Consider the following 21848-nt stretch of genomic DNA (forward strand, 5'->3'; position numbering starts at 1 on the left):
AGGGAAAGGAGGGAAGTAGGTTATGGAACAATACTGGTGGATTATCATTGTTGTGGTTTTGATTGTCGTTGGTTTACTTAAACTTGTAATTATGAAGAAGTATAATCAAAAGAGAAATTCTAACAATCGTTCAAAAGATAGCGAGGACGACAAGATGTATTAAGGTTTATTGAAATCTGTTATGTTGTAGAATGATGTTTTAGATCCTAGAAAGTGCTTTAAGGGGGCTAACTTTATGGAAAACTTTAAGTACAATTCTATACAATCAAATACAATTTAATAAATCTTTACAAAAAATCGAATGCAATACAGCTTTAAAGGCTCGTACAAATCATATGTTTTGTGTGGGCTTTTTTAATTTAAGAGGTTGTAGATTGTCCTGCCGAATCGTGTAATGAAAATAAGGAGGCGAATGGACATGAAGAAAAAAAAGATTATTTGCATCATGCTGATTTTAATATTTACTAGCGGCATTGTGATAGGCGCCATTCAGTTATATAAGCAGTACCATGAGTATTCTGAAGGCGAGGACTCCTATACTGATTTGGAGGACTATGTGAAGCTGCCGGAGGAACCGGAGGCGCCTTCGTCATCCCCAGTGGATGATGAAACTGAGTCTGGGGGACGGGAGTGGCCGGCTGTAGATTTTGCTTCCCTGCAGGAAATCAATCCGGATATTGTAGGATGGATTTATATTGAAGGGACAGAAATCAATTATCCGGTTGTGCAAGGTAACGATAACCAGTATTACTTGAAGCATTTGTTCAGCGGTGAGTGGAACGGATCTGGCTGCATCTTTCTGGACAGCAGAAACAGAGTGGATTTCTTAGACCGGCACAGCATCATTTATGGACATCATATGAAAAATGGCAGCATGTTTTCCGGGCTTACGGAATATAAGAAGCAGGAGTTTTATGATTCACATTCTGTGGCTTTGCTGCTGACACCGGATAAAAATTATGAGATAGAATTTTTTGCCGGATATGTGGCCAGTGTCCAGGATAAAGCCTGGGAATTGGCTTTCCCCTCAGACCCGGATTTTACAGAGTGGCTGGATAAGACAAAAGAACGCTCGTGCTTCACCAGCGGAATTACTCCGGCAGTCACAGACCGGATTCTGACGTTATCTACCTGCAGCTACGAGTTTAACAATGCCAGGTTTGTATTGCTTGGCGTATTAAAGCCGGAAGAGTAACGGATTCAGAAGAAAATAGAATAATGGATTGAATTGAGGGGATGCTATTACGAAAAAAGGTGCGTTTCCCCGATAATTCGTAATGAAAACTCTCTGCTCCTATATCAAGTGCAGATTACGTTTCATTTCCATAGTGATCTAACCTTACGATTTTTATAGAAGTGGATTTGAATAATTGCGGCAATTTTAGCAGCGATGGGCTTACAGGTGGAAAGATGATTCTCAACGACTTGTAAAAGAACGATGGTAAAACGATTTCCAAAGCCTCTCTGCTGACCTAAAATGCTTAAAAGCGCAAAAATATCCAGTAGCATCAAATTGTCACCACCACAAACATGTCCGTTTTTACAAGGGGATAGTAGTAGCGTTTCAAATTGATTACTGTCATGGGCTGACCTCCTAAAATGGCGAGAGGGAAAAGCAGCTTGCTACTGCCTGTCCCTCTCGGTGATGGAGATTGTTCCCCTCACTTGGTTAGCCTGAAAATCGCGTTTCGTGGGGTCTGTTTTTGAAAAAATCCTGAAACTTTTTTCTGGCCGCCTCCACGGAATCCCTCACGGTGTACTTGGAGCAGCCGTCCAGCCGGGCGATCTGCTCATAGCTCAATCCGTCCAGCGCGTAGAGCAGGAACCGGCGGCGCTGTGTGGCGGTGCAGCTCTCCAACATGGAAAGCAGTTCGTCCAGCGTTTCCCTCCGGCAAACGTATTGCTCTGGCGTTTCTTGGTAGGTGCGGCCCTCGGCGGCGACTATGTACTCGTCAAACTCCCTTATGTCCCAATGCCGCCGCTGCTCATGGGATAGGTTTTCCTCCTTGTGGTCGGCCCGGTCAAGGAACTCATAGACCTCGACGCTGACTTCCACGGACAGGGCTTGTCCGTTTATTTTGATGATGACTTCCATCTGCCTTTCCTCCGTTTCAATTGGGGTTGGTGCGAATCGAAACGGGGGGAGCGGAGAGCGGCAACAGTGCCGAACATCGGGCCAACTTGACCCGAATTTTACCGTCTGAAAAAGAGAGATTTCCGGCCCTCCTGCGCCGAATTTTTTTATTTTCTTGTAAACTGGAGGCCCGGTAAAAACAAAGGCTCTGAATTTCTGCAAATATCCCCGGCACTCGTCTGCAATCGCAGACGAACCGCAACGGAATAGCTCATGTATTGTCGCATAAAAAAAGGGCGCAAGTGATTGGCTTTTCACTTGCGCCGTGGTGGACGTTTTCGCTATTTTATTGTGGCTTGTCGCCCATGTAAAAGGCGCGTCAAAAGGGATATTTGCTCATTGCGGCCCTCCACTGGCCGCATAAAAAAGAGGCCTTGATTATTTCAAAGCCGCCGAAACTAATAAGGTGCGTGGAAATATAGTTGCTACACGACGGCTTTTTTTCTTTGCCGTCGTGCGGCAACTATTGAAGTTATTTTACATCTTTTATTAATTCTTCTACCGATATACCATATAGCTTTGCTAATGCAAACAAGTTTGAAGTACTTGGGTCGGATGTTCCATTTTCCCATTTTGATACTGCTTGTCTGCTGACCCCTATTGTTTCTGCCACAAACTCTTGTGTCATTTGACAACGGGTTCGGTGCGCTTTTAATGTTTCTCCGAGAGATTGACTCACGGCAGCTTTCTCTTTACGAACATTACTCGATTTCAGATATTTCAGGAAAGCACGAACAATGAGAACAAACAAAGTAACAAACACGCCGATAAAGATTACACCAACCAAAATAGACGTTATAGAAGATTTCATATGGGTACGCCTCCTTTCTTCTTTGTTATGGCTTTATTTTATCAAAATTGTCGTGTTGCAGCTACCAACTATTACGCAATTATAGGTTGCATTCGTGTTGCGGCACATTTTTACTCAAATAACAGCGCTTCGGGCTGATAGAATGCCTTTTTGTGGTTCTTTCCTCTGTAGGCTGCTAGTGAGGGCATACACACCATTGGCCATGTCCTCGGCTCGTAAAGCTGCTTTCTTGGCCTCCATCTGCCGCCGCTTCTCGGTCTTTATCCTGTCCTCATACTCGCGTTGTTTTCCATTAGCTTTGCGGCGTAGATAGTTCTGGTGCAGTCTGTTCTTGCGTTCCTCTTTCTTCCGTAGGGCCTCCTGTTCCTCCAGGGTGAGGTTTACTTCTCCGAAGTGGGGAGGCACATATCGGCCCACAAAGTTAAAATAGATTTCAACCTCCTGCGTGGTTTCAATGCTGCCCTTGCGGGCGCGTTCATGCACAAGGATTTTCTCGACAAACTCGTTTAATGGCTTAATCGCTCGTACAATGGGGTGATTTTCTCGTTTCTCATATTCGCGTCATCCTTGCATGAAAAATGCTCTAAGTGTTTTCAGTAACCATGAGAAAAACCATGATTAAGAAGTCACTTAGAGCATATATCACCACTTGAAAATCTGAAATAGATATGTTATACTATCTACATCAGTATCAGTAATTGCTTTCGAGCGATTAGAGTTTTTCCGGTTGCACAGTGTCTGAGAGTATATACTTTCAGGCACTTTTTTTGTTTCTTCTGCTTCTTTTCCAAGAAGCACAGAATGGGGAGTCCGGAGGCACAAGCCCTCCGCCCATCTGCTACAATTTCATATCAGGCCCTCGGGCAATAAAGGCACTCAGAGAATTTCAGTTCTTTGGGTGCTTTTTTTATATAGATCGGAGCTTTTACGGCTCCCCTAATCTTTGTTCCGGGGAGCCTTTCGGCATACCCGTGTATATAGATAAAACCACGCAGGAATGCAGAAAGGAAATGCCTATGATTCTTTATTTGGATGCCAGAACTACCGTCAAGGATCTGATGATTGACTATATTGAGGTGGAATTGGCAAACAGAGAAACCGCATCCCTTAATTGGGATGAAAGTGATATTGGGCGGGCTGACGACGGTTTCAGTGCCCGATACAAAGGGGTGTATTTTGGAGAGGTCTATGCCAATGGCAGACTGGAGCAGCTGCAGGATATGAAAATAACCGATATCGGTTTGTATTCTGAAAGCGATACTCCTCCCAATATCTGTATCACTTCGATGGAATTTGAAGACGATGGCAGACGATTGGCGTTTGAAGCTCCGATTTTACATGGAAACATTGTTTGTCAGAACGAAAGTGGTGAGGTGATCGCATGTTGAAAAGCGGAAAATATATCGCCGAACACGATAACGGAATATTTGACCGATACCGGATTGTTATGTCAGTAAAGGAAACGGAGAAGTCATATATTTTTGAATTGCTTGAGTATGTAAGCCGGTATAGTCCGGCACAGATGGACATGCTGTTCGACAAGAGTAAGCGGGTCCTGATTTCAAAATTCAAGGGCGGCCATGCAATGCGTATATGGAGTGACCATGACTTTACACTTTATCCATATCAAGCCGGGATTCCGTTTCATTTTGAACGGGTCAGTGAAGGCGGCAGTGCGGAAGGAAGTGGCGTCTATGGGTAAGAAAAAAACGTACAGAGGCGAGCTGGTTGATGAAATCAGGGGTCTGGGGCAGTCACAAGGGCTGAATCATGTCTTCACTACTTTTTTGGAGATTTCAGCAACCTGTATCTCTGCAGAGATAGATCCGTCAAACGCAGAAGAACGCGAGAAGCGGTATGAGGAAATGACATCTGCTATGGATCCTAAAACCCTCAACTGCTATGCACATATGCTCGCTCTGCTGGCTCTTGCTATTCATGAGCATGAGGAGGATCCCTGCGATATTCTTGGCAGTATCTATCATGAGCTTCGCTTAAATAACGAGTGGAACGGACAGTATTTCACTCCCGATAATGTTTGCCGGATGATGGCGCAGCTTGTAAACCCAGTGGATGAGCGTCCTGAAGCGGAAGATCCCATCATGATCAACGAGCCTACTTGCGGTTCGGGTACGATGGTGATTGGTGCAGTATGGGCCATGAAGCAGAAAGATTTCGATTTTCGGCACAAGAGTTTTTTTGTTGCCCAGGATATTGACATCCGCTGTGTGTGGATGGCATATATCCAGCTCAGTCTGTATGGAATTCCTGCGGTGGTCATTCATGGCGACACCTTAGCAATGAAAGAATGGTCCCGATGGTACACTCCGTTGGCGTCTGTTCCTTTCATAAAAAGGGAATGCGCTGTCAATAGCACAGAGAAAGGGGCGGCGACAAGTGGATAGTACAAAAAAATCCTTGGACCATTTGACCTTTGCTGATCTGCGAGTCCATTACGGAACCGGACGTGCTTTCCTGATCAGACAGGAGTATAGAAGGAATGTTTACGGCTACCGAAAAGGCGTTAAGACAGATCTGGGAGACCTAGAGGAAAAAGATTGGATACAGCTGGCCACGGGTCTGATTCTGAAAAGCGGAGAGCAGCAGCTGCAGAAAAATCTGCTGGAGTGGGAGCAGGAGCATAATTATTGCAAGAGTTCCCCAAAAGAGATGGAGATGACTGCACTGGAACTTCATATGGCCAGAATTTTTGATGATCCGCTCTGGGTGGCCTATATCCCGTTCAACCGGAAGTATCGGCCGGAGGTTCTGGAATCTGCCAGACTGGTATGGGTTCAAACAGAATGCTGTGGGATACCCGGGCAAATTACACAGGAGCAGCTGGAACAGTCTGCCGGAAATGCTTTAGGGATTACATGCCCGATATGCGGCCGGTGTTCCCAGTTTCAGGTCTGCACGCCCAAGGAGGTGAGCGGAAATGGATAAGCTGTTTATCATTGTAAAGGGAGGCAGGGTAGAAGAAATCTACAGCACAAAAACAGAAACTGAGTTGTATGCGGAAATTCTTGATTTTGACTCAAAGGAACGGACGGAAGAGATGGAAAAAGATCTTCAGTTTCGGTATGAGGCGATTCGGGAATTGATGTACAGAATTGACTGAAAGGAGAATGCACATGAGTGCGAAATATAAAACAAACCATGAGCGTATGCTTGAGCTGATCGAGCAGCTCACAAAGGCAGATATTGCCTATTATCGGGATGATAATCCCATTATGACAGACCGGGATTACGATATCCTGATGGACGAATTGAAAGATATTGAGAGTCGAACCGGGTTGGTTCTTTCCGGTTCCCCGACCCAAAAGGTGTCTGGAGAAATATTGGAAAGCCTGGCCGAGGTACGCCACAGTAAACCTATGCTTTCAGCGGATAAAACAAAATCTGTTGAGGATCTGGTGAAGTTTGCTGCCAAGCAGCCGGTGCTGATAAGCTGGAAAATGGACGGTCTGACACTGGTACTTCGTTATGAGCACGGAGAACTGGTTCAGGCTATCACCCGTGGGCGTGAAGGAATCATTGGAGAGGATGTAACGCATACCGTGCGTAATTTTCTTAATGTGCCTCTTGCCATACCCACTAAGGATTCGTTTGAAGTTCGTGGCGAAGGTGTCATCTCATGGGCAAACTTTGAGAAAATCAATTCCGGTCTGGAGGAGCCCTATACTCACCCGAGAAATCTCGCATCCGGCAGCACGCGTAAGCTTGACGCCGGCGAAGCTAAAAAGCGATTGCTTGAGTTTTGGGCATTTGAGCTTGTGAGCGATTATCTGGAGCCGGAGAGTAAGCTTGCTCAGCAGCAGTTTTTGGTACATAACGGTTTTTCTGTTGTGCCCTACATCTATCTGGATGCGGTTCACGATGAAACAATGGTGCGTGATGCAATTTCTGCTATGGATCCGAAGAAGTTCCCTTACCCGGTAGACGGAATTATCATGGAATATGATGATGTTGTCTATGGAAAAGGTCTGGGAGCCACAGGGCATCATGAAAACCGTTTGATTGCATTGAAGTGGGAAGATGAACTGTATGAAACCACATTCATTGGTCTGGATGTGGCAGTCACTCGCACTGGGATGGTCAGTCTGACAGGCATCTTTGAGCCGGTGTCTATTGACGGTACTCAAGTCAGCCGGGCGTATCTGCATAACTACGAGAATTATTTGGACCTTGCCTTAGGGCGTGGTGATAAAATCCGCGTGTATAAGGCGAACATGATCATTCCGCAGATTGCAGAGAACCTCAATAAGACCGGAACCTGCTGTGTTCCGCTCAATTGTCCCTGCTGTGGCAAGATGCTGAATTTCCGGAAAAGCAGCGGCGGTATTCGCCAGCTGTTCTGTGAAAATCCGCATTGTTCTGCCAAACTGGTGCGAAAATTTGTCCACTTTTGTGAGAAAACGAGGATGAATATCGAGGGCCTGTCGGAAAAAACTCTGGAGCAGTTTGTAAGTCATGGCTGGATTCGGACGTTTGCAGATCTTTATGCGCTGGATCAACACCGTGATGAGATTATCCAGACGGAAGGCTTTGGGGAGAAATCCTTTGAACGTCTACAGGCATCCATTGAGAAAAGCCGCCACTGCACGCTGGCGAAGTTCATTGCCGGTCTGGGGATCCCCATGGTCGGCAGACATGCCGGGCGTGATTTGGACAGTTATTTCCATGGATCGTGGGAAGCGTTTGAACAGGCGATTCAGGATGGCTTCGACTTCACACAGCTTCCTGATTTCGGCGAGACGATGCACAACAACATTTATACATGGTATGCGGATACAGAGGAAGAAAAACTCTGGCGCCCGCTGCTTGAAAAAATTGAATTTGAAAAGGAGAATTTTGATATGAATACAAATACAGCAAATCTCTTCTATGGCAAGACCGTAGTGGCAACCGGCAAACTGGAGAATTACACCCGTGACGGCATCCAGATGAAGCTGATACAGCTGGGGGCAAAACCGGCAAGTTCGGTAACGAAAAAGACCGATTATCTGATTGTTGGTGAAAAGGCCGGCAGTAAGCTTGCGAAAGCGCAGCAGCTCGGTATCAGAACACTGACGGAGGAAGAATTTGAAGCAATGCTGGCGTAAATTCGCCGGAATAACAGTGGCGGGGCAGATTTTCTGCTCCGCTTTTCGCTTTTTATAGAAAGGAAAAGAAGATGAATTCAAAATATCGCTGTCCTGCTTGCGGAGCAGAAAGCTTTGAGGTGACAGCTCATGTCACGCAGGACTGGAAGATTGACTGTAACGGAACCTTTCTGGAATCTCTAAATGAGTGCGTGGAGGTTACGCATTATCCTGATGAGAATGACATCTGGGATTGTGCCGATTGTGGTTTCAGCGCAGTGGGACGTGAGTTTAGAAATCAGCCTGAGGGACAGAAAGGGGCGACAACATGAGACGCAAGAAAATTGGCATTATGGATTTTCATGGCAGCGTGGATATCACGGATTCTTGTTACGACAGGGATACCTGGTGCCGGATGAACGATGTGAAGATCAAAGAGGGGCAGTATACCTGCATGGTCTGGTATCAAGCTGACAAAGGTGAGTGTGACGGAAAGCCATATTCATATAGACTGGTTGGAATCATCGGTATCTATCTTAACGGCGTAATCCCTACGCAAAAATCAATGAAGGAAATCGGCAGTATTGGCGTTGACGCGGGACTTGCCGGATTCTTCCATAACAAACCGGATTACAGCGATGAAGAGTGGAGTGCTTTTTGCGACAGAATCTCCCGTGGAGACGCCTGGCTTACAGAAGATGGCTTTTACAGCTCGTCTGGGTATGGTGATGGCGGCTATGGGATGTTCGCATATCAGCAGGACGATGAAATCGCTGCACTGGAAATTAGATTTATATAAAGGAGGCAATGGATATGAACCCACAAAAAAAGAATCTTGAAATCACTGGCAGGCTTATCTGTCCACTGTCTGTTGGAACTGCAGCTTTTATCGCAGAAAATGGTGGGATACGCAGGACAAGTAATGTTCTTCGGATGGTGAGGATTTCTCCTGATGAGATCCGTTTTGAGACCTGTAATACCAACTACCGCCTGCATCTTATCCGGCAGGAGGTGACGGCATGAGCAGTGAAATTTTTTATGACAAGGCATTCATCCTTGTCGGGGAGAAATATATCCCCGTTGTAAATCATGGCTCGTCAAACTGCTTTGACTTTGATAGTCGGGGCCGTGAGATCCCAGAAAAGCATTGGTCGGTTCTGAACTACCCTCATACAGGGAGGATGCTGTTTACTGCAGAAGAAATGCAGGAGATAGCAGCCGTCCATGAGGAAGCCAATAGGAATAACCGGGGCGGGACACGCAAAAGCCGAAATCGGTCTTTTGAAGAAGGCGAGTTTGGGCGCTGGATCCTGGCAGGGATGAAATCGGCACATACCGTGGAGGACTACAGAAAACACGGGAATACCGTGACAGTAGTTGATTATGAGCGTGACTATTGGCAAAGGCACTGTGTGTCTACGACAGAGGAATTGCTGGATAAGATCAAGGAGCTTTCAGGCCACAGCATTACAGTATCTTTCTGGGACGACCGCCATGTTACCCACCCGCCCATGCGGCGCAAGGGAACGCCCTTTGATTTCGGCACACTGCCGGAGTTTTATGTGCTGCGGGCAGCGCAGGGGTATTTTGTGAAGCGGAGCAGCCGAAAGATCTGGTTTGCAAGGTTTCAAAAGCCGAAATCACAGATGATTCGGAAGTTCAAGACCGAAAAGGCGGCACAGGACTATTTGGACAGCAATCAAAATTTCTTTTCAGGATACGCATTTGAAATCGAATGCGTACAGAACGGAGGTGTCACAGCATGAGAGAGTCAAGGCCAGACCGCTTCCGCCGTGTGGCAGAAGCCCGGGTCAACAAGATTATCAAAATGGTAAGACTGCTTGGAAATTGTTCCAATCCTGCCGTATATGCTTTTACGCAAGAGCAGGTACAGCAGATTTTTGCTACATTGCGGGATGAACTGGACAGAGCACAGAAGCGATATACCCGGTCTTACAAGAAAAGGTTTTCGCTGTCGGACGAACAGTATGCTTCCCTGCCGAAATATCCGACCATCGTACTGCCTCTGCCGGATGGAAGCAGTCTTAGGGCAGTTGCAATCGACGATGAGAATTTTCCTGCAATCAATGTTTACTGGGATACAGAAAAGCCGGAGATTGATGGGCCAATCTGTTTTGCAGAATACAACCCTGAGCGCGGCCCCTGCCACGAGGTCTGCATTGGAGCTTACCAGTCTGACAAGGAAGACACAGTTTATTACAAGCCATATATGGCAGAAAGGGAATCAAATGAGTAATTACATATACTGCCGCACACTCAAATTGGACTGGAAAGAAGTGTCCAGACTGATCGCAGAATGTGCAGGCAAAATTTTAGACAGAACCATTCATGGCACAGCGGGTTATGAGGATGATCATTACTGGGGCTTTCAGGCGACCACTGGTCGTTTTACCATTGCCGAAATAGACAAGCTTATCCGGTTTGTTAATGGGGATGAGGAGATGCAGCAAGAAGCAATTCCTCAGGATTCAGACAAATCAGCCGCAATCGGAGAGCGTTTGTCCCGTGCTCTGTTGGAAAAAGCTTTAAGACTGTCATGGTGCCATGAGAGTACCACGGAATTGGCTCTTTGGCTGGTCAACGTCCGGGAAAAACGGCCGGCAGTCTATAAACGGATTGTTGAGATCAGCCCGCATGATATTTGCTTGGATAATCTTAGGAGCAAAAGTGAATTGATTGCTTATCTCCACGAAAACGGTCCAACGCATTCCACGCTGATGGATTTCTGCGCGGATTACAGGGAGCGGTATCACAACGAACTCTGCTGGAACTATCCAATCTCTGATGGGCTGCATCTTGGCACGTTTTTCGTTCTCGTAAAGGAAGGCGTTCTGGCTCTTCCTTATGACGATGCAGATAAGGTGGACTATGAGCTGCTTTGTCTGGACGATGCCAAAATGTGTGACAGAGAATCTATGGAGAATCTCATAACGGAGTGGGATAGCTTCGACCAGGATTTACGCTCCGCCATGCGGGGGATGATGGCATTTTACCGCAGAGAGGAGGAGCATCATGGATCAGAAAATTGACTGGCTCATCCATCTGGTGGCCAATGGCGCCTGTGATGAATGTGGTGAGGTAGAAACAGACTTTTTGCCCTATATGTGCAATGCCCACACCCACGGGCTGGAACGCTATGGGCACTTGGATTTCCAAATGGTACTTTTTTTGCCGACGGAAGAGATTGGACGAATCCTCAATACTTTGGGGCTAAGAGTTCAGTCTGGAGAACGCTTCCAGTCTGGAGATATGGTTTCCGGAATTTATGAAGACTGCGATGTGCGCTTGGATGAGTATGAGGAAACCGGGCGCAAGGTTTTGCGGGTCATCTTACCGGATGCGAACAATATCTTCCCAGGGGAAGGAGATTGTATACTCCCATACTGTCTGCAGCTCTTGAAGACAGATGAGCTCTGCGTAGAAAGGGGGATACCATCATGAAAATCACGTTGTATCAAATCATCCCGGAACCGGAAAACAGATACTTGATATTCAGCGATTTGAGAAGCATCCGGGCGGCAAGCGGCGGACATGTTCCGGCTGAGATTTACGAAGCAGTATTCAGCGGGGATCTGGACATCGCTGTGTCTCGGAATGCCAAAAACAAAATGGATCAAGAACTTGCCGAACTGGAAGCGGTATATGTACGTTTTAACGTATCGCATCCGGAAGGCTTCCGTGGACGGTCTATGACCATGTCGGATGTAGTCGAGGTCATCCGTTCTGAAAAGGAAAGCAGGTTTTACTTCTGCGACCGGTTCGGGTTTGAGGAGATTGCGTTTGAAAAGGAAAAAGCTGATTTGGGGCGCCTGTAGGGCGCAGAAAGGATACAATCATGAAGAAACTGATATTGAACTATAAAGGGCGCGACAGCTGGGACAGACCGGTTTATGAATCGGAAGGCCGGCTGTATGTGGATGTGGATCCACGCAAAGGCTGGAAACCGAATATTTGTACGAAATACAACAATGAGTTTGATGGAGAGCCGGATACGCCGATTGCCGAAGATACCGTTGTGGAGTTTGTTCCGTGCCGGGATATCTGGTAAGCGAGGAGGACGTATGAAAGAATTCATGACAAAAATGGTTCCTGTCAATCTGTCAGACCGATTTCCATTCAAGTGCAGGATGTGCGGCGCTTGCTGCCGGCATGTCAGGGAAAGCGTGCCGCTGGAGAGTCTGGATGCTTTTCGGCTTGCCAAACATCTGAGGGACAAAGGTGAAAACGTGAGCTGTGTGGAAGATGTGCTTGCTGCCTACGCAGAGCCTGTCTTACTTAGTGAAAACGGATATACGGTATTTATGCTGAAAACGGTTGGAGCGGATGATGCGTGCATTTTTCTGAAGGATAATCGGTGTACGATTCATTCTGTTCATCCGCGGGCGTGCCGTACATATCCCATTGCTGTCGGACCATATGAACTTGGCGGGTATGAACAGTATCTCAGTATGGAGCAGCCACATCACTATTCGGGTCCGCAGATGTCCGTGAAAAAATGGATTCAAAAGCGCTGTAGTAAACAGGATTTTGAATTTTTGAACACGGATATCGGTTCAGCACAGGAGATAGAAAAATTACTGAAGAAGATTCCTGAGCATAACCGGACAAGGGCCGTGATGATGTTCCTTTTCTACAAGTATTCGGATTACGATCTGGATAAGTCTTTCCTTCCACAGTTTAAAAACAATAACGATAAGCTGCTGGAGGTTCTGCGCAAAATGGCGGATGACAAAGACAACTAAATTTTCAAGTCAGTATGACACAACAACAAGGCGTCGGAATCCGGCGCCTTAATTATTTTTAGGAGGAAATACCATGGATGAAAGATTAAAAAATATCGTAGACAATTTTGAGGCAATGAAAATCGGTGTGGATGAGCCGTTTCCGTTTCATTGCACCATGTGCGGCAAATGCTGCATCAATCGGGAGGATATCCTTTTGACGCCGCGAGATATCTATAACATGGCAAAGGAGCTTGGGATAACGACCGCAAAACTGTTTAAAACCTACTGCGAAACTTATGTCGGCTGCGATTCCCGTATGCCCATAGTTAGATTGAAGCCCCGTGGATCCATAAAAAGATGCCCGCTGCTGAAAGACAGAAAATGCTCTGTCCATAAGGCAAAACCGGCGGTATGTGCTCTGTTCCCGATAGGAAGATGCCTGATGTTTGAAAAGGATTCAAATCCTTCAGAGAAAATTTCAGCAAGCCAGATACAGTATATTTTTACCAATCCTGGGTGCGGTGATAATGCTGAAACCCATACGGTGCGGGAATGGCTTGGAGAGTTTGGAATGTCACTGGAGGATGAGTTTTTTGTCAAGTGGCAGCAGGCAATCATGGAATTCGGGCAGTTTTTCCGTGAAGCGGAAAAGACGGCCAGTGGGCGTATCATGGAGCTGTCATGGACAGCGGCTTTTGTCGGCTTATATCTGCATTATGAAACTGATCAGGAATTTCTGCCGCAGTTTGAAAAGAATGTCCGGGAAATCACTGCACTGCTGCAGATGGCGCCCATAAAGGAAGGCGGTAGAGCAAATGAATGAGGATCGTAACCAGCATCAGATTATCCGAAAGGATGCTCGCAACTGCTTTGTGGAGAGCCTGAATGACGCTTTTGAGATTGGGAGAATCCATCTTGCTTTTGCGACCTACGATCTGAGCCGTCCGATTGGACAACGGCAGACAAACAACATCCATATTTACATTGCGGTGGACGAGTTTCTGGAATTATGCCGCAAGCTGGAAGGCGGGGAACTTCGTTATCTGCTGAAGAATAAGAAGACAAGTGGGGAAAAAACACCGCTTTATCAGTGCCTAGGTGGCACTTCTGCCGAAAAGCTTGCAAAATACGGGCGTTCTCGGGCAGATGGAAAAAGCCTGTCCAGAACAGCACAGCTATTGGCAGGAAGCAAATCGGATTTCTTGTTTGTAGCGGACAGCGGGCCTGGTGAAACAGATCAGAAAGGTTTAATCGTTCCCAAGTTCGGAAGCAAGCCGGAAAATCATGTGGCAGTCAGTATGACATTTGAAACATTCAGTGAACTGCTGCTTACGACAAGACTGCACTATTCAGCATGGCTGGGTGCATGGTATGCAAACCAATATCATCCGGGCAGCCAGCGAACAGCACAGGCACAGGAAAACCCGCAGTATCAGGAGAATCAGGGAGAAGCAGAATACGCTTCTGATCCAATGTTCTAAAGTAGAATGAAAAAGCGGTGCAGTCTGATGATTGCACCGTTTTTTTGCGCCTTGAGGGGCCTGTTTCCATGGGCTGAATCCGAGCCAGATGCAAAGATACAGAATCAGTGGACTTGTGAGTTGAACCATTTGTCGGCGTTGGCATATTTGCGAATACAAAGAAATTTTGCTATAATAAACCCTCCACTTTAACACCATACTTTTTATATATGGTATGCTTAACAGAACGGAGGTGGTTACAAATGAATACATATACTACTTCGGAAGTAGCAAAGATTATAGGCATACATCCGAATACTGTACGGCTTTATGAAGAATGGGAATTGATACCAAAGGCAGAACGTAAAGCAAACGGTTATCGTGTATTTACCGATTTTCATATCGAACAGTTTCGGCTTGCCCGTACCGCATTTCAAATAGAGGTCCTTCAGAACGGACTGAGAAAAAAGATTGTGGAAACGGTTAAGGTTTCAGCAAAGAAAGACTTTGATCAAGCACTTGTTTTGGCAAATGAATATCTGAGTCAGATACAAAAGGAAGTAAGAAATGCGGAAGAAGCCATTGCTATAACACGGCAGATTTTAGAGGGAAGAGCAATATCCGAAACACCGCCGCTTTGCTTGAAACGTAAAGAAGTTTCGGAATATCTGAATATTTCCATGGATACACTCCGAAATTGGGAACTAAACGGGCTGATGCGAATAAAACGTAAACAAAATGGCTATCGCTATTACACAGACGAAGACATAAAGCGATTAAAAATAATAAGATCACTTCGGTGTGCCAATTATTCATTGGAAGCAATCCTGCGTATGCTCCATGCGCTCTCAGACGACCCTCATACCAATATAAAACGGGTACTTAATACTCCAAAAGACGATACGGATATTATATCCGTATGCGACAGACTGATTATCTCATTGCAAAAGGCAGCGGAAAATGCCAAGAAAATGATAGGCATTCTTAATGATATGAAAAGTATATTTTCCTAACCCTCCACCTTTACACCAACCTTTTTTGAACTGCTAAAATAATGTAGTAAAAACGAAAAAGGAGGACAGGTTGATGGAAGAAATCATCAGCGTAAAACAACTTTCAAAATCTTATGGCAGATTGAATGCCGTGCAGGGCCTGGATTTGTCAGTAACACAAGGTTCGGTCTTCGGGTTGCTTGGGGCAAACGGTGCAGGAAAAAGCACCACAATCGAATGTATGTTAGGCACAAGAAAACCCGATGCAGGTACGGTTTCCATTTTAGGGATGGACCCACTCCTGCAAAGAAAACAGCTTTTTGAAAATGTCGGTGTTCAATTCCAGGAAGCGAATTATCAAGATAAAGTGACGGTTTCCGAATTGTGCGAAGTAACACAGTCACTCTATAAGAATGCTGCAGATTATGGGGAACTTCTGAAACAGTTTGGCATCTTTGATAAAGCAAAAAGTATGGTAAAGGAGCTTTCAGGAGGACAGCGGCAAAAGCTGTTTATTGTTTTGGCTTTGATACCGCAGCCTAAAGTTGTTTTTCTGGACGAGCTGACCACGGGGCTTGACGCAAAAGCCAGACGAGAGGTATGGAAAATCTTATCTGACCTCAAAGAAAAAGGACTGACCATTTTTCTGACCTCGCATTTTATGGATGAGGTAGAAGCATTATGCGACACAATCTGCATACTAAAAAGGGGGAAAGCCGTCTTTTATGGAACAGTAGAAGAAGCCATTGCAGGCAGTCCTTATGACAAATTTGAAGATGCGTACTTATGGTATTCTGACGAGGGGGTAAGCGAAAATGAGAACATTTAAAACAATACTGAAAAACGAAATGAAACTGTCCCTGAGGGATATGAACATGGTCATATTTGCAATCTGTATTCCACTCGTGGTTTTGATTATACTTGGCGTTATTTACGGCGACAAACCAGCTTTTGAAGGTGCAGAGTACACATTTCTCGATCAGTCCTTTGGAGCGTTGTCAACGATTGCGATTTGTTCAGGCGGCGTTATGGGGTTGCCTCTTGTGGTATCCGATTACCGAAGCAGAAAGATATTGAAACGCTTTAAGGTCACTCCTGTCAGCCCCGTAATGATTTTAACGGTGCAGGTGGCGATTTACATAATTTATTCCGTTGCATCGCTTGCATTGCTCTATATAGTATCAACGCTCTTTTTTGGCTTCCACCTGCTTGGTTCTCTGCCTGCTTTCCTTGGCGGATATATATTGGTAATGCTCTCCATATTCAGCATCGGAATGATGGTTGGGGGAATATCTCCCAACTCTCAGACAGCGAGCGTAATTGCAAGCCTGCTCTATTTCCCAATGCTTATTTTTTCTGGAGCAACCCTGCCGTATGAGGAAATGCCGAGTGCATTGCAAAAGATAGCGGATATTCTGCCTTTGACACAGGGGATAAAGATTTTGAAAGCTGCTTCGTTAGGACTTCCAATCGAAAATATTTTTGTTCCGCTTATTGTCATGGCGGTACTTGCTGTCATTTGTATCGGTGTGTCTTTTCGCTTTTTCAGATGGGAGTAACAAGTAATATGGAATGGCTCATATTCTTTCTTTGTGGGAGAAAAATCCGTAATAGGATTAGAGAGGACACGATGTCTGCCTGCCCGCTAAACGCCTCCTCTGGGGAAATTTTTTGAAATGATTTTCAGGGTATAGAGCAGACCGCAGAAAACAACAAATTTCGCCCGGCAGGTCGTAGGCCAATCGGGCGAATATAGAAGTATTATGAAGTTGATTTACATGGTATAGTACATACTCGGTAAATGTGGCATGAAAAGAGGGCTGCTGTAGGCTACCTTTATTTTGTTTGGGCGCATGAAAATCCCGTCACCACAACAACGGTTTTTCTATTACCCGTTTTGCAGCTGTGCCATACCCTTTGTTTCATAATAATCGGTTCTCGTCATACCATATAAATAGTAATCGCAATAGGTATTCACCATTTTACCGTCGCGGATATGTCCCTCACGCTTAAACCCTGCTTTTTCCAGTGTTTTATATGACGCGATATTTAGAACATGGACATCAGTCCATAATCGTCGCAATTCTGTTTTTTCAAAACAGAAAATCACTACTTCAGTTAATGCTTCTGCCATAAAACCGTTTCCTTGATAAATCGGGGAAAGCCGGAACGCCACCTTTGCCATACGATCATTTTCAATGAGATATACCCACATCTCACCAATTACTTTATTGTCCTTTTTATAAACAATTCCCCAATGAAAGCTCTTTGTAGGTCGTTCCTTTTTTTGAAATAACAATTCCGGGTTTAAGTCACTTTTTCCGGGACGTTTCCCCCAATATTGATACAACGATTTGTCACCCAACCATTCTTTCAAATCATCAATATCATCATACTGCAAAGGACGTAATAGGAGCCTTTCTGTATCAAGTATCGGTTTGTTCTGAATATAATCTTGTAGTTTCATAAAGCCCTCTTAGAAATTGAATACTTGTTCCAAATTAAAGTAGCCGGACGCTTCTGTGCTTCTCGGCCATTCACTGCACCATACGGGAACGCCGGGGGTCTCCACTCTGTCAAAACTCGGCGTATATGGCTTTATATCCAATACGGGAGTGCTGTCGTTCGCGTCAATAAAAGTAAGCCGAATAATTCCCCTGTTAAGATCAATACTGATAATTTCTGATGTTGTTAAAGCAATAGGGTTAGGACGGGCGGGCGACCTTGTGGCGAAAACGCCCATTACTGATGGTGCATTTTTATAGGGCTGTTCGGTTTGTAGTATCTTTCTGTCTGATTGATTATCACAATCACTGAACCACCACACTACATTGATATGACTAAATCCTTCCAATGCTTGCAGTCCGGGAATATATTCCGGCTCTAATTCTATAAATGCTCCGTTGTGATCATTCTTTACCTTTCCAATAGGTTTTAATTGATAATCGTTCATATCGTACCTCCTGTTTTTCGTTGTGAGTTCAGTATAATACCTCACATCATGTGAGATACAAGAGGGAAAATAAAAATGCCCTGCATTTTTGCAGGACATTACTACCTTAATTCCAAAGGTATTTGTATTTCAGTCAGGTACTTCGCCGGATTACATTCATTCCACGACCCTCTATGCACAATTTGGCGCATAGGATTGGACATTTGATATTCACTGTTTTTTTGCAGCCATTCAGCAAAAGCAATATATGCTCCTTTGATATTTGAAAAATCACCATACACCATCGTGCAGGCCATAACAGGTACAGGCTCAATCGTGCGGAAACAGAATGGAGCAATATTTTTACACGGTTTATTTACAGGAACGCATAACTCAATATCTACATTTTGTTCTTTATACTCTGTGTCGTGATAAACGGAAAATGTATGATTGGACATTTCTATTTTCTGCTCTTTGGCAAAAGCAGAAAGTTCATTCCATAAATCACCCTCGGAGTAATATGTCGGAACAACTCTACGCAAAGATAACACTTGATACTCTGGTATCGCCTTAATGGAAATATTGTAATGAAGTTCCCCTTTGTTTTCTTGTATCTCGTTTTTTGCTATCGCAATTTTCCGTATTTTCTCCTGCTCGTTTTGTATAGTCTGCTCGATTTCTAATCGTTTTTTTTCAAGGGTTTCAAGAAGTAAACGATCATTCATTTCAAGCGCAAGTGCAATTTCAGAAACAAGAAAGCCACTGTCACGCAAATACAATATTCTGTTCAGACGGGGGATTTGAGTTACAGAGTACATTCGGTGTCCCGTCCATTTATCGACTTCTGCTGGTTTCAACAGCCCCACTTCATCATAATATCGAAGCATACGAATAGATACTTGTGTCAGCTTTGAAAATTCACCTATTCTAAACATCTTATCACCTCTTGTATATCATTATACTTGAAGTTTTGTACACTTCAAGCAGATTTGGCACATATCCATAACGGAGAAACGGCATAGCCCCAAAAGCCGCGCCTTTTTCAGCGTTGACTTGATAGGATGTATCTTTGTAACTGCCATATCTTCGCCAGCGCTCCTTTGATGTCCTCAATGTCCTGCGCGTACACAATCCCGGTACTGTTGATACGCCGGGCAATCTGATTGACATTGGCGCCGATCTTTTGCAGCTCGGCGGTCTGCGCCCGGATGTCGCTGGTGTCCATGTGGACGATATACCCGTCAATAAGCATTTTCCGGGCATAGGCGGAAAAGTTCTTTGTGTGGAGCTGGGCCATTTTCTGCTGGATCAAGGCCCGTTCTTCCGGCGTCACAGGGACACGCAGCACAAAGTTTCGTGTTCGGTTTGCCATGTTTTCACCATCCTTTCTGAACAGGGGTTTGGGGCTTTCCCCAACAAGCAACCGGCCACGGCCCGCAGGGACAGGGTCAGGCCGGTTTTCGGAAGTGTGGCTACACTTCCTATGATTGCATCTTATTAGGAACACTGTAAATACAAGGCTTTTCAAAGCCTACAAACCGAAAAAAATAATATTTGATCTATCACATTACGCAGAAAGCCGTCCGGCATGAAAAATCGGGCGGCTTTTTTGCGTGGATAGAGGAAAGGAGGTAAAAAATAATTACAGAAATTTAGCCCTCAAAATTGTGCAACTTTCACGAAAAGGAGGATAGTGAATGGCAGATGAAAAATTGAACACCGGCCCCGGCGAGCAGAACACACCCCCGGCTCCCGGCCCGGTAACAGAGGAACAGCCCCAGGCTCCTGCTCCCGAACAGGCCGCCGCTCCCCAGCCGGAGCAGTCCGGGCCTGCCCAGCCCGAGGCGGGGGATGTGGTGGTGTCTTTTGACAAAATCAATGAGCTGATGGCGGAAAAGCGGCGTCCTTGAAGGCAAGCCCCAGGGCGTGAGAGTCAAACCGTGTTATTTCTTTGCGTTCATTCATTTTCATTTCACCCTATATCATTCTACATTTCTGGTTTAATTATGTGAATGAAACTGAATTTCAGTTTTATGAGTATTTTATTTCGTAATTTTATGTAGATACTATTGACAATGGCTTTGGGATAGGATAAAATAAATAAAAACAAATAGAAAAAGGTGATGAAAGTCCGGCGTATCAGATGCCACATAATCGGTGGTGTTGATATGACTGGAAAAGAGTAGATAAAATCAATTCAATAGGTAAAAAGATAACTGATTGAACAGTTTATTTTTCATGCCTAAGGTTTGATTTTATTTTACTCTTAACTTTTCTTATCCTTAGGAAAGATTAGCCGTAGAGTAAAATCTACGGCTTTTTCTTTTGACCAAACATGAAAGGAGAACTTAGTTATGTATGACAATTTACTCACTATTTTTGAAAAGCCATCTCTTTACAAAAAAATGGAGATCCCCTTTTGGGATGACGAACATATATCGTTGCAAATGTTAAAAGCGCATTTAAATCCAGAGTTTAATGGAGCAAGTAGAAAATTAGATTTTATAAATAAATCTGCCGACTGGATAACAAGAATTGTTCGGCCATCAGAATTTAATGAACTCCTTGATATAGGTTGTGGTCCTGGTATATATGCTGAAAGGTTTGCTCAATTTGGTTACTCGGTTACAGGGATTGATTTTTCAAAGCGCTCTATAAATTATGCGACAAGTTCTGCCGCTAAACAAAACCTTAATATACAGTATCTGTATCAGGACTACTTGAACATGAACTTGAACAAAACTTTTGATTTTTCAACTTTAATTTACTGTGACTATGGTGCTTTATCATCAGAAGATAGGAAAACCTTATTGAAAGTGGTATATACACATCTAAGGCCCGGAGGGAAATTTTTGCTGGATGTATTTTCAATGAGTAAGTACAACTGTTTTGAAGAAAAGAACACATGGAATATATATCCGACAGGCGGCTTTTGGAAGAAAGAAAAGTACCTTGAGTTTAACTCGTCTTTTCGGTACTCAGATTGTGTCACATTGGAGCAAACATCCATCATTTCTCCAAATGATTCTGCTGCTATTTACTATATCTGGAATACCTATTTTACAAAGGAAACTCTAATCAATGAAATGAAATCAGAAGGTTTTAAAATATGTGAAGTATTTAGCGATGTAGCAGGAAAACCGTATTGTGAAGATAGTCTAACGATAGCTGTCTTGTTAGAGAAGTAAAAAAGAAAATTTTATATTGCAGTGGCACTCTGCCGAATAAAAAAAACCGTAAGTCGGCAGGGTGATTTGCTATGACCGGCAAATAGTGTTCCGGGCAAAGTTTCAGCTTGTGGCTGACCCGTTGCCGCTGTTCGCTGTCCCCTCGCATGATTTCCGGGTTGAAATACCGTTCTACGGGAAGCCCGCAGATTTTAATAAGCTGGATCACAACCGGGAGGCTGGGGATCGTGCCTTTATTCTCAATATTGGCAAGATAGCGCCATTCAATACCCACCATTTCAGCCAGCGTTTTACGCGCCAGATGTTTTGCTTTCCGTGCGGCTTTTACATCCGCGCCGAAAGTTTCAAAACCGGGACAATCTTCAACTTTCGCCATATAGCATCACCCATTTACATTGTATAATTCATACTTTGTCCGTGGAATGTTGTTATATGCGGGTTAATTAAACTTTATAATTCATATTTCTTTGATTATAAGAACGCAAAACCATGAAAACAAAGC

Annotated in this window: 31 protein-coding genes and 1 pseudogene; 24 read left to right on the plus strand and 8 right to left on the minus strand. The window is 44.6% G+C overall.

Annotated elements, in window-relative coordinates:
* Nucleotides 1-418: 418 nt before the first annotated feature.
* Nucleotides 419-1195, plus strand: a complete 777-nt coding sequence (gene srtB, locus MUB35_RS26575) for a class B sortase (RefSeq protein ID WP_054351717.1) — start codon at nucleotides 419-421, stop codon at nucleotides 1193-1195.
* 474 nt (nucleotides 1196-1669) lie between these two features.
* On the opposite strand, the gene MUB35_RS26580 is transcribed toward srtB, so the two are convergent.
* The 3 genes and pseudogenes from MUB35_RS26580 to MUB35_RS26590 form a co-directional block, all read right to left on the minus strand.
* Nucleotides 1670-2095, minus strand: a complete 426-nt coding sequence (locus tag MUB35_RS26580; protein ID WP_103731533.1) for an RNA polymerase sigma factor — start codon at nucleotides 2093-2095, stop codon at nucleotides 1670-1672.
* A 511-nt stretch (nucleotides 2096-2606) separates the two neighbouring features.
* The gene (locus MUB35_RS26585) at nucleotides 2607-2945 is read right to left on the minus strand and encodes a helix-turn-helix transcriptional regulator (RefSeq protein WP_103731532.1); all 339 of its coding nucleotides are present in this window, start codon (nucleotides 2943-2945) and stop codon (nucleotides 2607-2609) included.
* Nucleotides 2946-3059: 114 nt separating this feature from the next.
* Nucleotides 3060-3464, minus strand: a pseudogene (locus MUB35_RS26590) (DUF4368 domain-containing protein); the annotation flags it as partial.
* A 497-nt stretch (nucleotides 3465-3961) separates the two neighbouring features.
* On the opposite strand from MUB35_RS26590, the gene MUB35_RS26595 reads away from it, so the two are divergent.
* The 21 genes from MUB35_RS26595 (at nucleotide 3962) to MUB35_RS26695 (ending at nucleotide 16785) form a co-directional block, all read left to right on the plus strand.
* Nucleotides 3962-4333 (plus strand): hypothetical protein, encoded by a 372-nt coding sequence (locus tag MUB35_RS26595; RefSeq protein ID WP_244783643.1) that lies wholly within the window; start codon nucleotides 3962-3964, stop codon nucleotides 4331-4333.
* Nucleotides 4327-4647, plus strand: a complete 321-nt coding sequence (locus tag MUB35_RS26600; RefSeq protein ID WP_016295785.1) for a hypothetical protein — start codon at nucleotides 4327-4329, stop codon at nucleotides 4645-4647. Before MUB35_RS26595 ends, MUB35_RS26600 begins: the two co-directional genes overlap by 7 nt.
* Entirely contained in the window at nucleotides 4640-5350 is a 711-nt protein-coding gene (locus tag MUB35_RS26605) for an N-6 DNA methylase (protein WP_158587321.1), read from the plus strand. Before MUB35_RS26600 ends, MUB35_RS26605 begins: the two co-directional genes overlap by 8 nt.
* Complete coding sequence (locus MUB35_RS26610) at nucleotides 5343-5891, plus strand: hypothetical protein (protein ID WP_103731528.1); 549 nt, start codon at nucleotides 5343-5345, stop codon at nucleotides 5889-5891. The genes MUB35_RS26605 and MUB35_RS26610 overlap by 8 nt, the downstream gene beginning before the upstream one ends.
* Nucleotides 5884-6066, plus strand: coding sequence for a hypothetical protein (locus MUB35_RS26615; RefSeq protein WP_054351722.1), 183 nt, complete (start codon nucleotides 5884-5886; stop codon nucleotides 6064-6066). The genes MUB35_RS26610 and MUB35_RS26615 overlap by 8 nt, the downstream gene beginning before the upstream one ends.
* A gap of 13 nt (nucleotides 6067-6079) precedes the next feature.
* Complete coding sequence (ligA, locus tag MUB35_RS26620; RefSeq protein WP_103731527.1) at nucleotides 6080-8050, plus strand: NAD-dependent DNA ligase LigA; 1971 nt, start codon at nucleotides 6080-6082, stop codon at nucleotides 8048-8050.
* Between the two features lie 71 nt (nucleotides 8051-8121).
* Nucleotides 8122-8361, plus strand: a complete 240-nt coding sequence (locus MUB35_RS26625) for a DUF2225 domain-containing protein (RefSeq protein ID WP_054351723.1) — start codon at nucleotides 8122-8124, stop codon at nucleotides 8359-8361.
* Nucleotides 8358-8828 (plus strand): hypothetical protein, encoded by a 471-nt coding sequence (locus MUB35_RS26630; RefSeq protein ID WP_103731526.1) that lies wholly within the window; start codon nucleotides 8358-8360, stop codon nucleotides 8826-8828. The genes MUB35_RS26625 and MUB35_RS26630 overlap by 4 nt, the downstream gene beginning before the upstream one ends.
* Before the next feature lie 14 nt (nucleotides 8829-8842).
* Nucleotides 8843-9052, plus strand: a complete 210-nt coding sequence (locus MUB35_RS26635) for a hypothetical protein (protein WP_054351725.1) — start codon at nucleotides 8843-8845, stop codon at nucleotides 9050-9052.
* On the plus strand, nucleotides 9049-9795 hold the full coding sequence (locus tag MUB35_RS26640) for a hypothetical protein (protein ID WP_054351726.1): 747 nt from the start codon (nucleotides 9049-9051) through the stop codon (nucleotides 9793-9795). The genes MUB35_RS26635 and MUB35_RS26640 overlap by 4 nt, the downstream gene beginning before the upstream one ends.
* The gene (locus MUB35_RS26645; protein WP_023042578.1) at nucleotides 9792-10286 is read left to right on the plus strand and encodes a hypothetical protein; all 495 of its coding nucleotides are present in this window, start codon (nucleotides 9792-9794) and stop codon (nucleotides 10284-10286) included. Before MUB35_RS26640 ends, MUB35_RS26645 begins: the two co-directional genes overlap by 4 nt.
* Entirely contained in the window at nucleotides 10279-11079 is an 801-nt protein-coding gene (locus MUB35_RS26650; protein WP_103731525.1) for a hypothetical protein, read from the plus strand. Before MUB35_RS26645 ends, MUB35_RS26650 begins: the two co-directional genes overlap by 8 nt.
* Complete coding sequence (locus MUB35_RS26655; protein WP_103731524.1) at nucleotides 11063-11491, plus strand: DUF4262 domain-containing protein; 429 nt, start codon at nucleotides 11063-11065, stop codon at nucleotides 11489-11491. The genes MUB35_RS26650 and MUB35_RS26655 overlap by 17 nt, the downstream gene beginning before the upstream one ends.
* Nucleotides 11488-11865: a YodL domain-containing protein gene (locus tag MUB35_RS26660; protein WP_103731523.1), complete on the plus strand. Its 378-nt coding sequence runs from the start codon at nucleotides 11488-11490 to the stop codon at nucleotides 11863-11865. The genes MUB35_RS26655 and MUB35_RS26660 overlap by 4 nt, the downstream gene beginning before the upstream one ends.
* A 20-nt stretch (nucleotides 11866-11885) precedes the next feature.
* Nucleotides 11886-12098 carry a hypothetical protein gene (locus MUB35_RS26665; protein ID WP_016295797.1) on the plus strand — a complete coding sequence of 71 codons (213 nt, stop codon included), beginning with the start codon at nucleotides 11886-11888 and terminating at the stop codon, nucleotides 12096-12098.
* A 13-nt stretch (nucleotides 12099-12111) separates the two neighbouring features.
* Nucleotides 12112-12792 (plus strand): YkgJ family cysteine cluster protein, encoded by a 681-nt coding sequence (locus MUB35_RS26670; RefSeq protein ID WP_158587320.1) that lies wholly within the window; start codon nucleotides 12112-12114, stop codon nucleotides 12790-12792.
* Between the two features lie 73 nt (nucleotides 12793-12865).
* Nucleotides 12866-13597 carry a YkgJ family cysteine cluster protein gene (locus MUB35_RS26675; RefSeq protein WP_016295799.1) on the plus strand — a complete coding sequence of 244 codons (732 nt, stop codon included), beginning with the start codon at nucleotides 12866-12868 and terminating at the stop codon, nucleotides 13595-13597.
* Nucleotides 13590-14255, plus strand: a complete 666-nt coding sequence (locus tag MUB35_RS26680) for a hypothetical protein (RefSeq protein WP_054351731.1) — start codon at nucleotides 13590-13592, stop codon at nucleotides 14253-14255. The genes MUB35_RS26675 and MUB35_RS26680 overlap by 8 nt, the downstream gene beginning before the upstream one ends.
* 242 nt (nucleotides 14256-14497) lie before the next feature.
* Nucleotides 14498-15247, plus strand: a complete 750-nt coding sequence (locus MUB35_RS26685) for a MerR family transcriptional regulator (protein ID WP_054351732.1) — start codon at nucleotides 14498-14500, stop codon at nucleotides 15245-15247.
* A gap of 73 nt (nucleotides 15248-15320) precedes the next feature.
* A complete protein-coding gene (locus tag MUB35_RS26690; protein ID WP_028529322.1) occupies nucleotides 15321-16055 on the plus strand; it encodes an ABC transporter ATP-binding protein in 735 nt (244 codons plus the stop codon).
* Complete coding sequence (locus MUB35_RS26695) at nucleotides 16042-16785, plus strand: ABC transporter permease (protein ID WP_028529323.1); 744 nt, start codon at nucleotides 16042-16044, stop codon at nucleotides 16783-16785. The genes MUB35_RS26690 and MUB35_RS26695 overlap by 14 nt, the downstream gene beginning before the upstream one ends.
* A gap of 329 nt (nucleotides 16786-17114) precedes the next feature.
* Here MUB35_RS26695 and MUB35_RS26700 read toward each other — a convergent pair whose 3' ends face one another.
* From MUB35_RS26700 to MUB35_RS26715, 4 genes are all read right to left on the minus strand, one after another.
* On the minus strand, nucleotides 17115-17693 hold the full coding sequence (locus MUB35_RS26700; RefSeq protein WP_028529324.1) for a GNAT family N-acetyltransferase: 579 nt from the start codon (nucleotides 17691-17693) through the stop codon (nucleotides 17115-17117).
* 9 nt (nucleotides 17694-17702) lie between these two features.
* A complete protein-coding gene (locus MUB35_RS26705) occupies nucleotides 17703-18179 on the minus strand; it encodes an SAM-dependent methyltransferase (RefSeq protein WP_244807116.1) in 477 nt (158 codons plus the stop codon).
* Nucleotides 18180-18280: 101 nt separating this feature from the next.
* Complete coding sequence (locus MUB35_RS26710; RefSeq protein ID WP_028529326.1) at nucleotides 18281-19093, minus strand: MerR family transcriptional regulator; 813 nt, start codon at nucleotides 19091-19093, stop codon at nucleotides 18281-18283.
* A 107-nt stretch (nucleotides 19094-19200) separates the two neighbouring features.
* Nucleotides 19201-19530: a MobC family plasmid mobilization relaxosome protein gene (locus MUB35_RS26715; protein WP_023042558.1), complete on the minus strand. Its 330-nt coding sequence runs from the start codon at nucleotides 19528-19530 to the stop codon at nucleotides 19201-19203.
* Nucleotides 19531-19855: 325 nt separating this feature from the next.
* Here MUB35_RS26715 and MUB35_RS26720 point away from each other — a divergent pair, with 325 nt between their 5' ends.
* Complete coding sequence (locus MUB35_RS26720; protein ID WP_023042393.1) at nucleotides 19856-20068, plus strand: hypothetical protein; 213 nt, start codon at nucleotides 19856-19858, stop codon at nucleotides 20066-20068.
* Between the two features lie 444 nt (nucleotides 20069-20512).
* Nucleotides 20513-21346: a class I SAM-dependent methyltransferase gene (locus MUB35_RS26725; RefSeq protein WP_028529327.1), complete on the plus strand. Its 834-nt coding sequence runs from the start codon at nucleotides 20513-20515 to the stop codon at nucleotides 21344-21346.
* Here MUB35_RS26725 and MUB35_RS26730 read toward each other — a convergent pair.
* A complete protein-coding gene (locus MUB35_RS26730; protein WP_425516685.1) occupies nucleotides 21279-21722 on the minus strand; it encodes a helix-turn-helix transcriptional regulator in 444 nt (147 codons plus the stop codon). The two genes, MUB35_RS26725 and MUB35_RS26730, sit on opposite strands and share 68 nt — an antisense overlap.
* Between the last annotated feature and the right edge of the window lie 126 nt (nucleotides 21723-21848).

Source organism: Blautia sp. NSJ-175 (genome assembly GCF_022867815.1).
Classification (GTDB): domain Bacteria; phylum Bacillota; class Clostridia; order Lachnospirales; family Lachnospiraceae; genus Blautia; species Blautia celeris.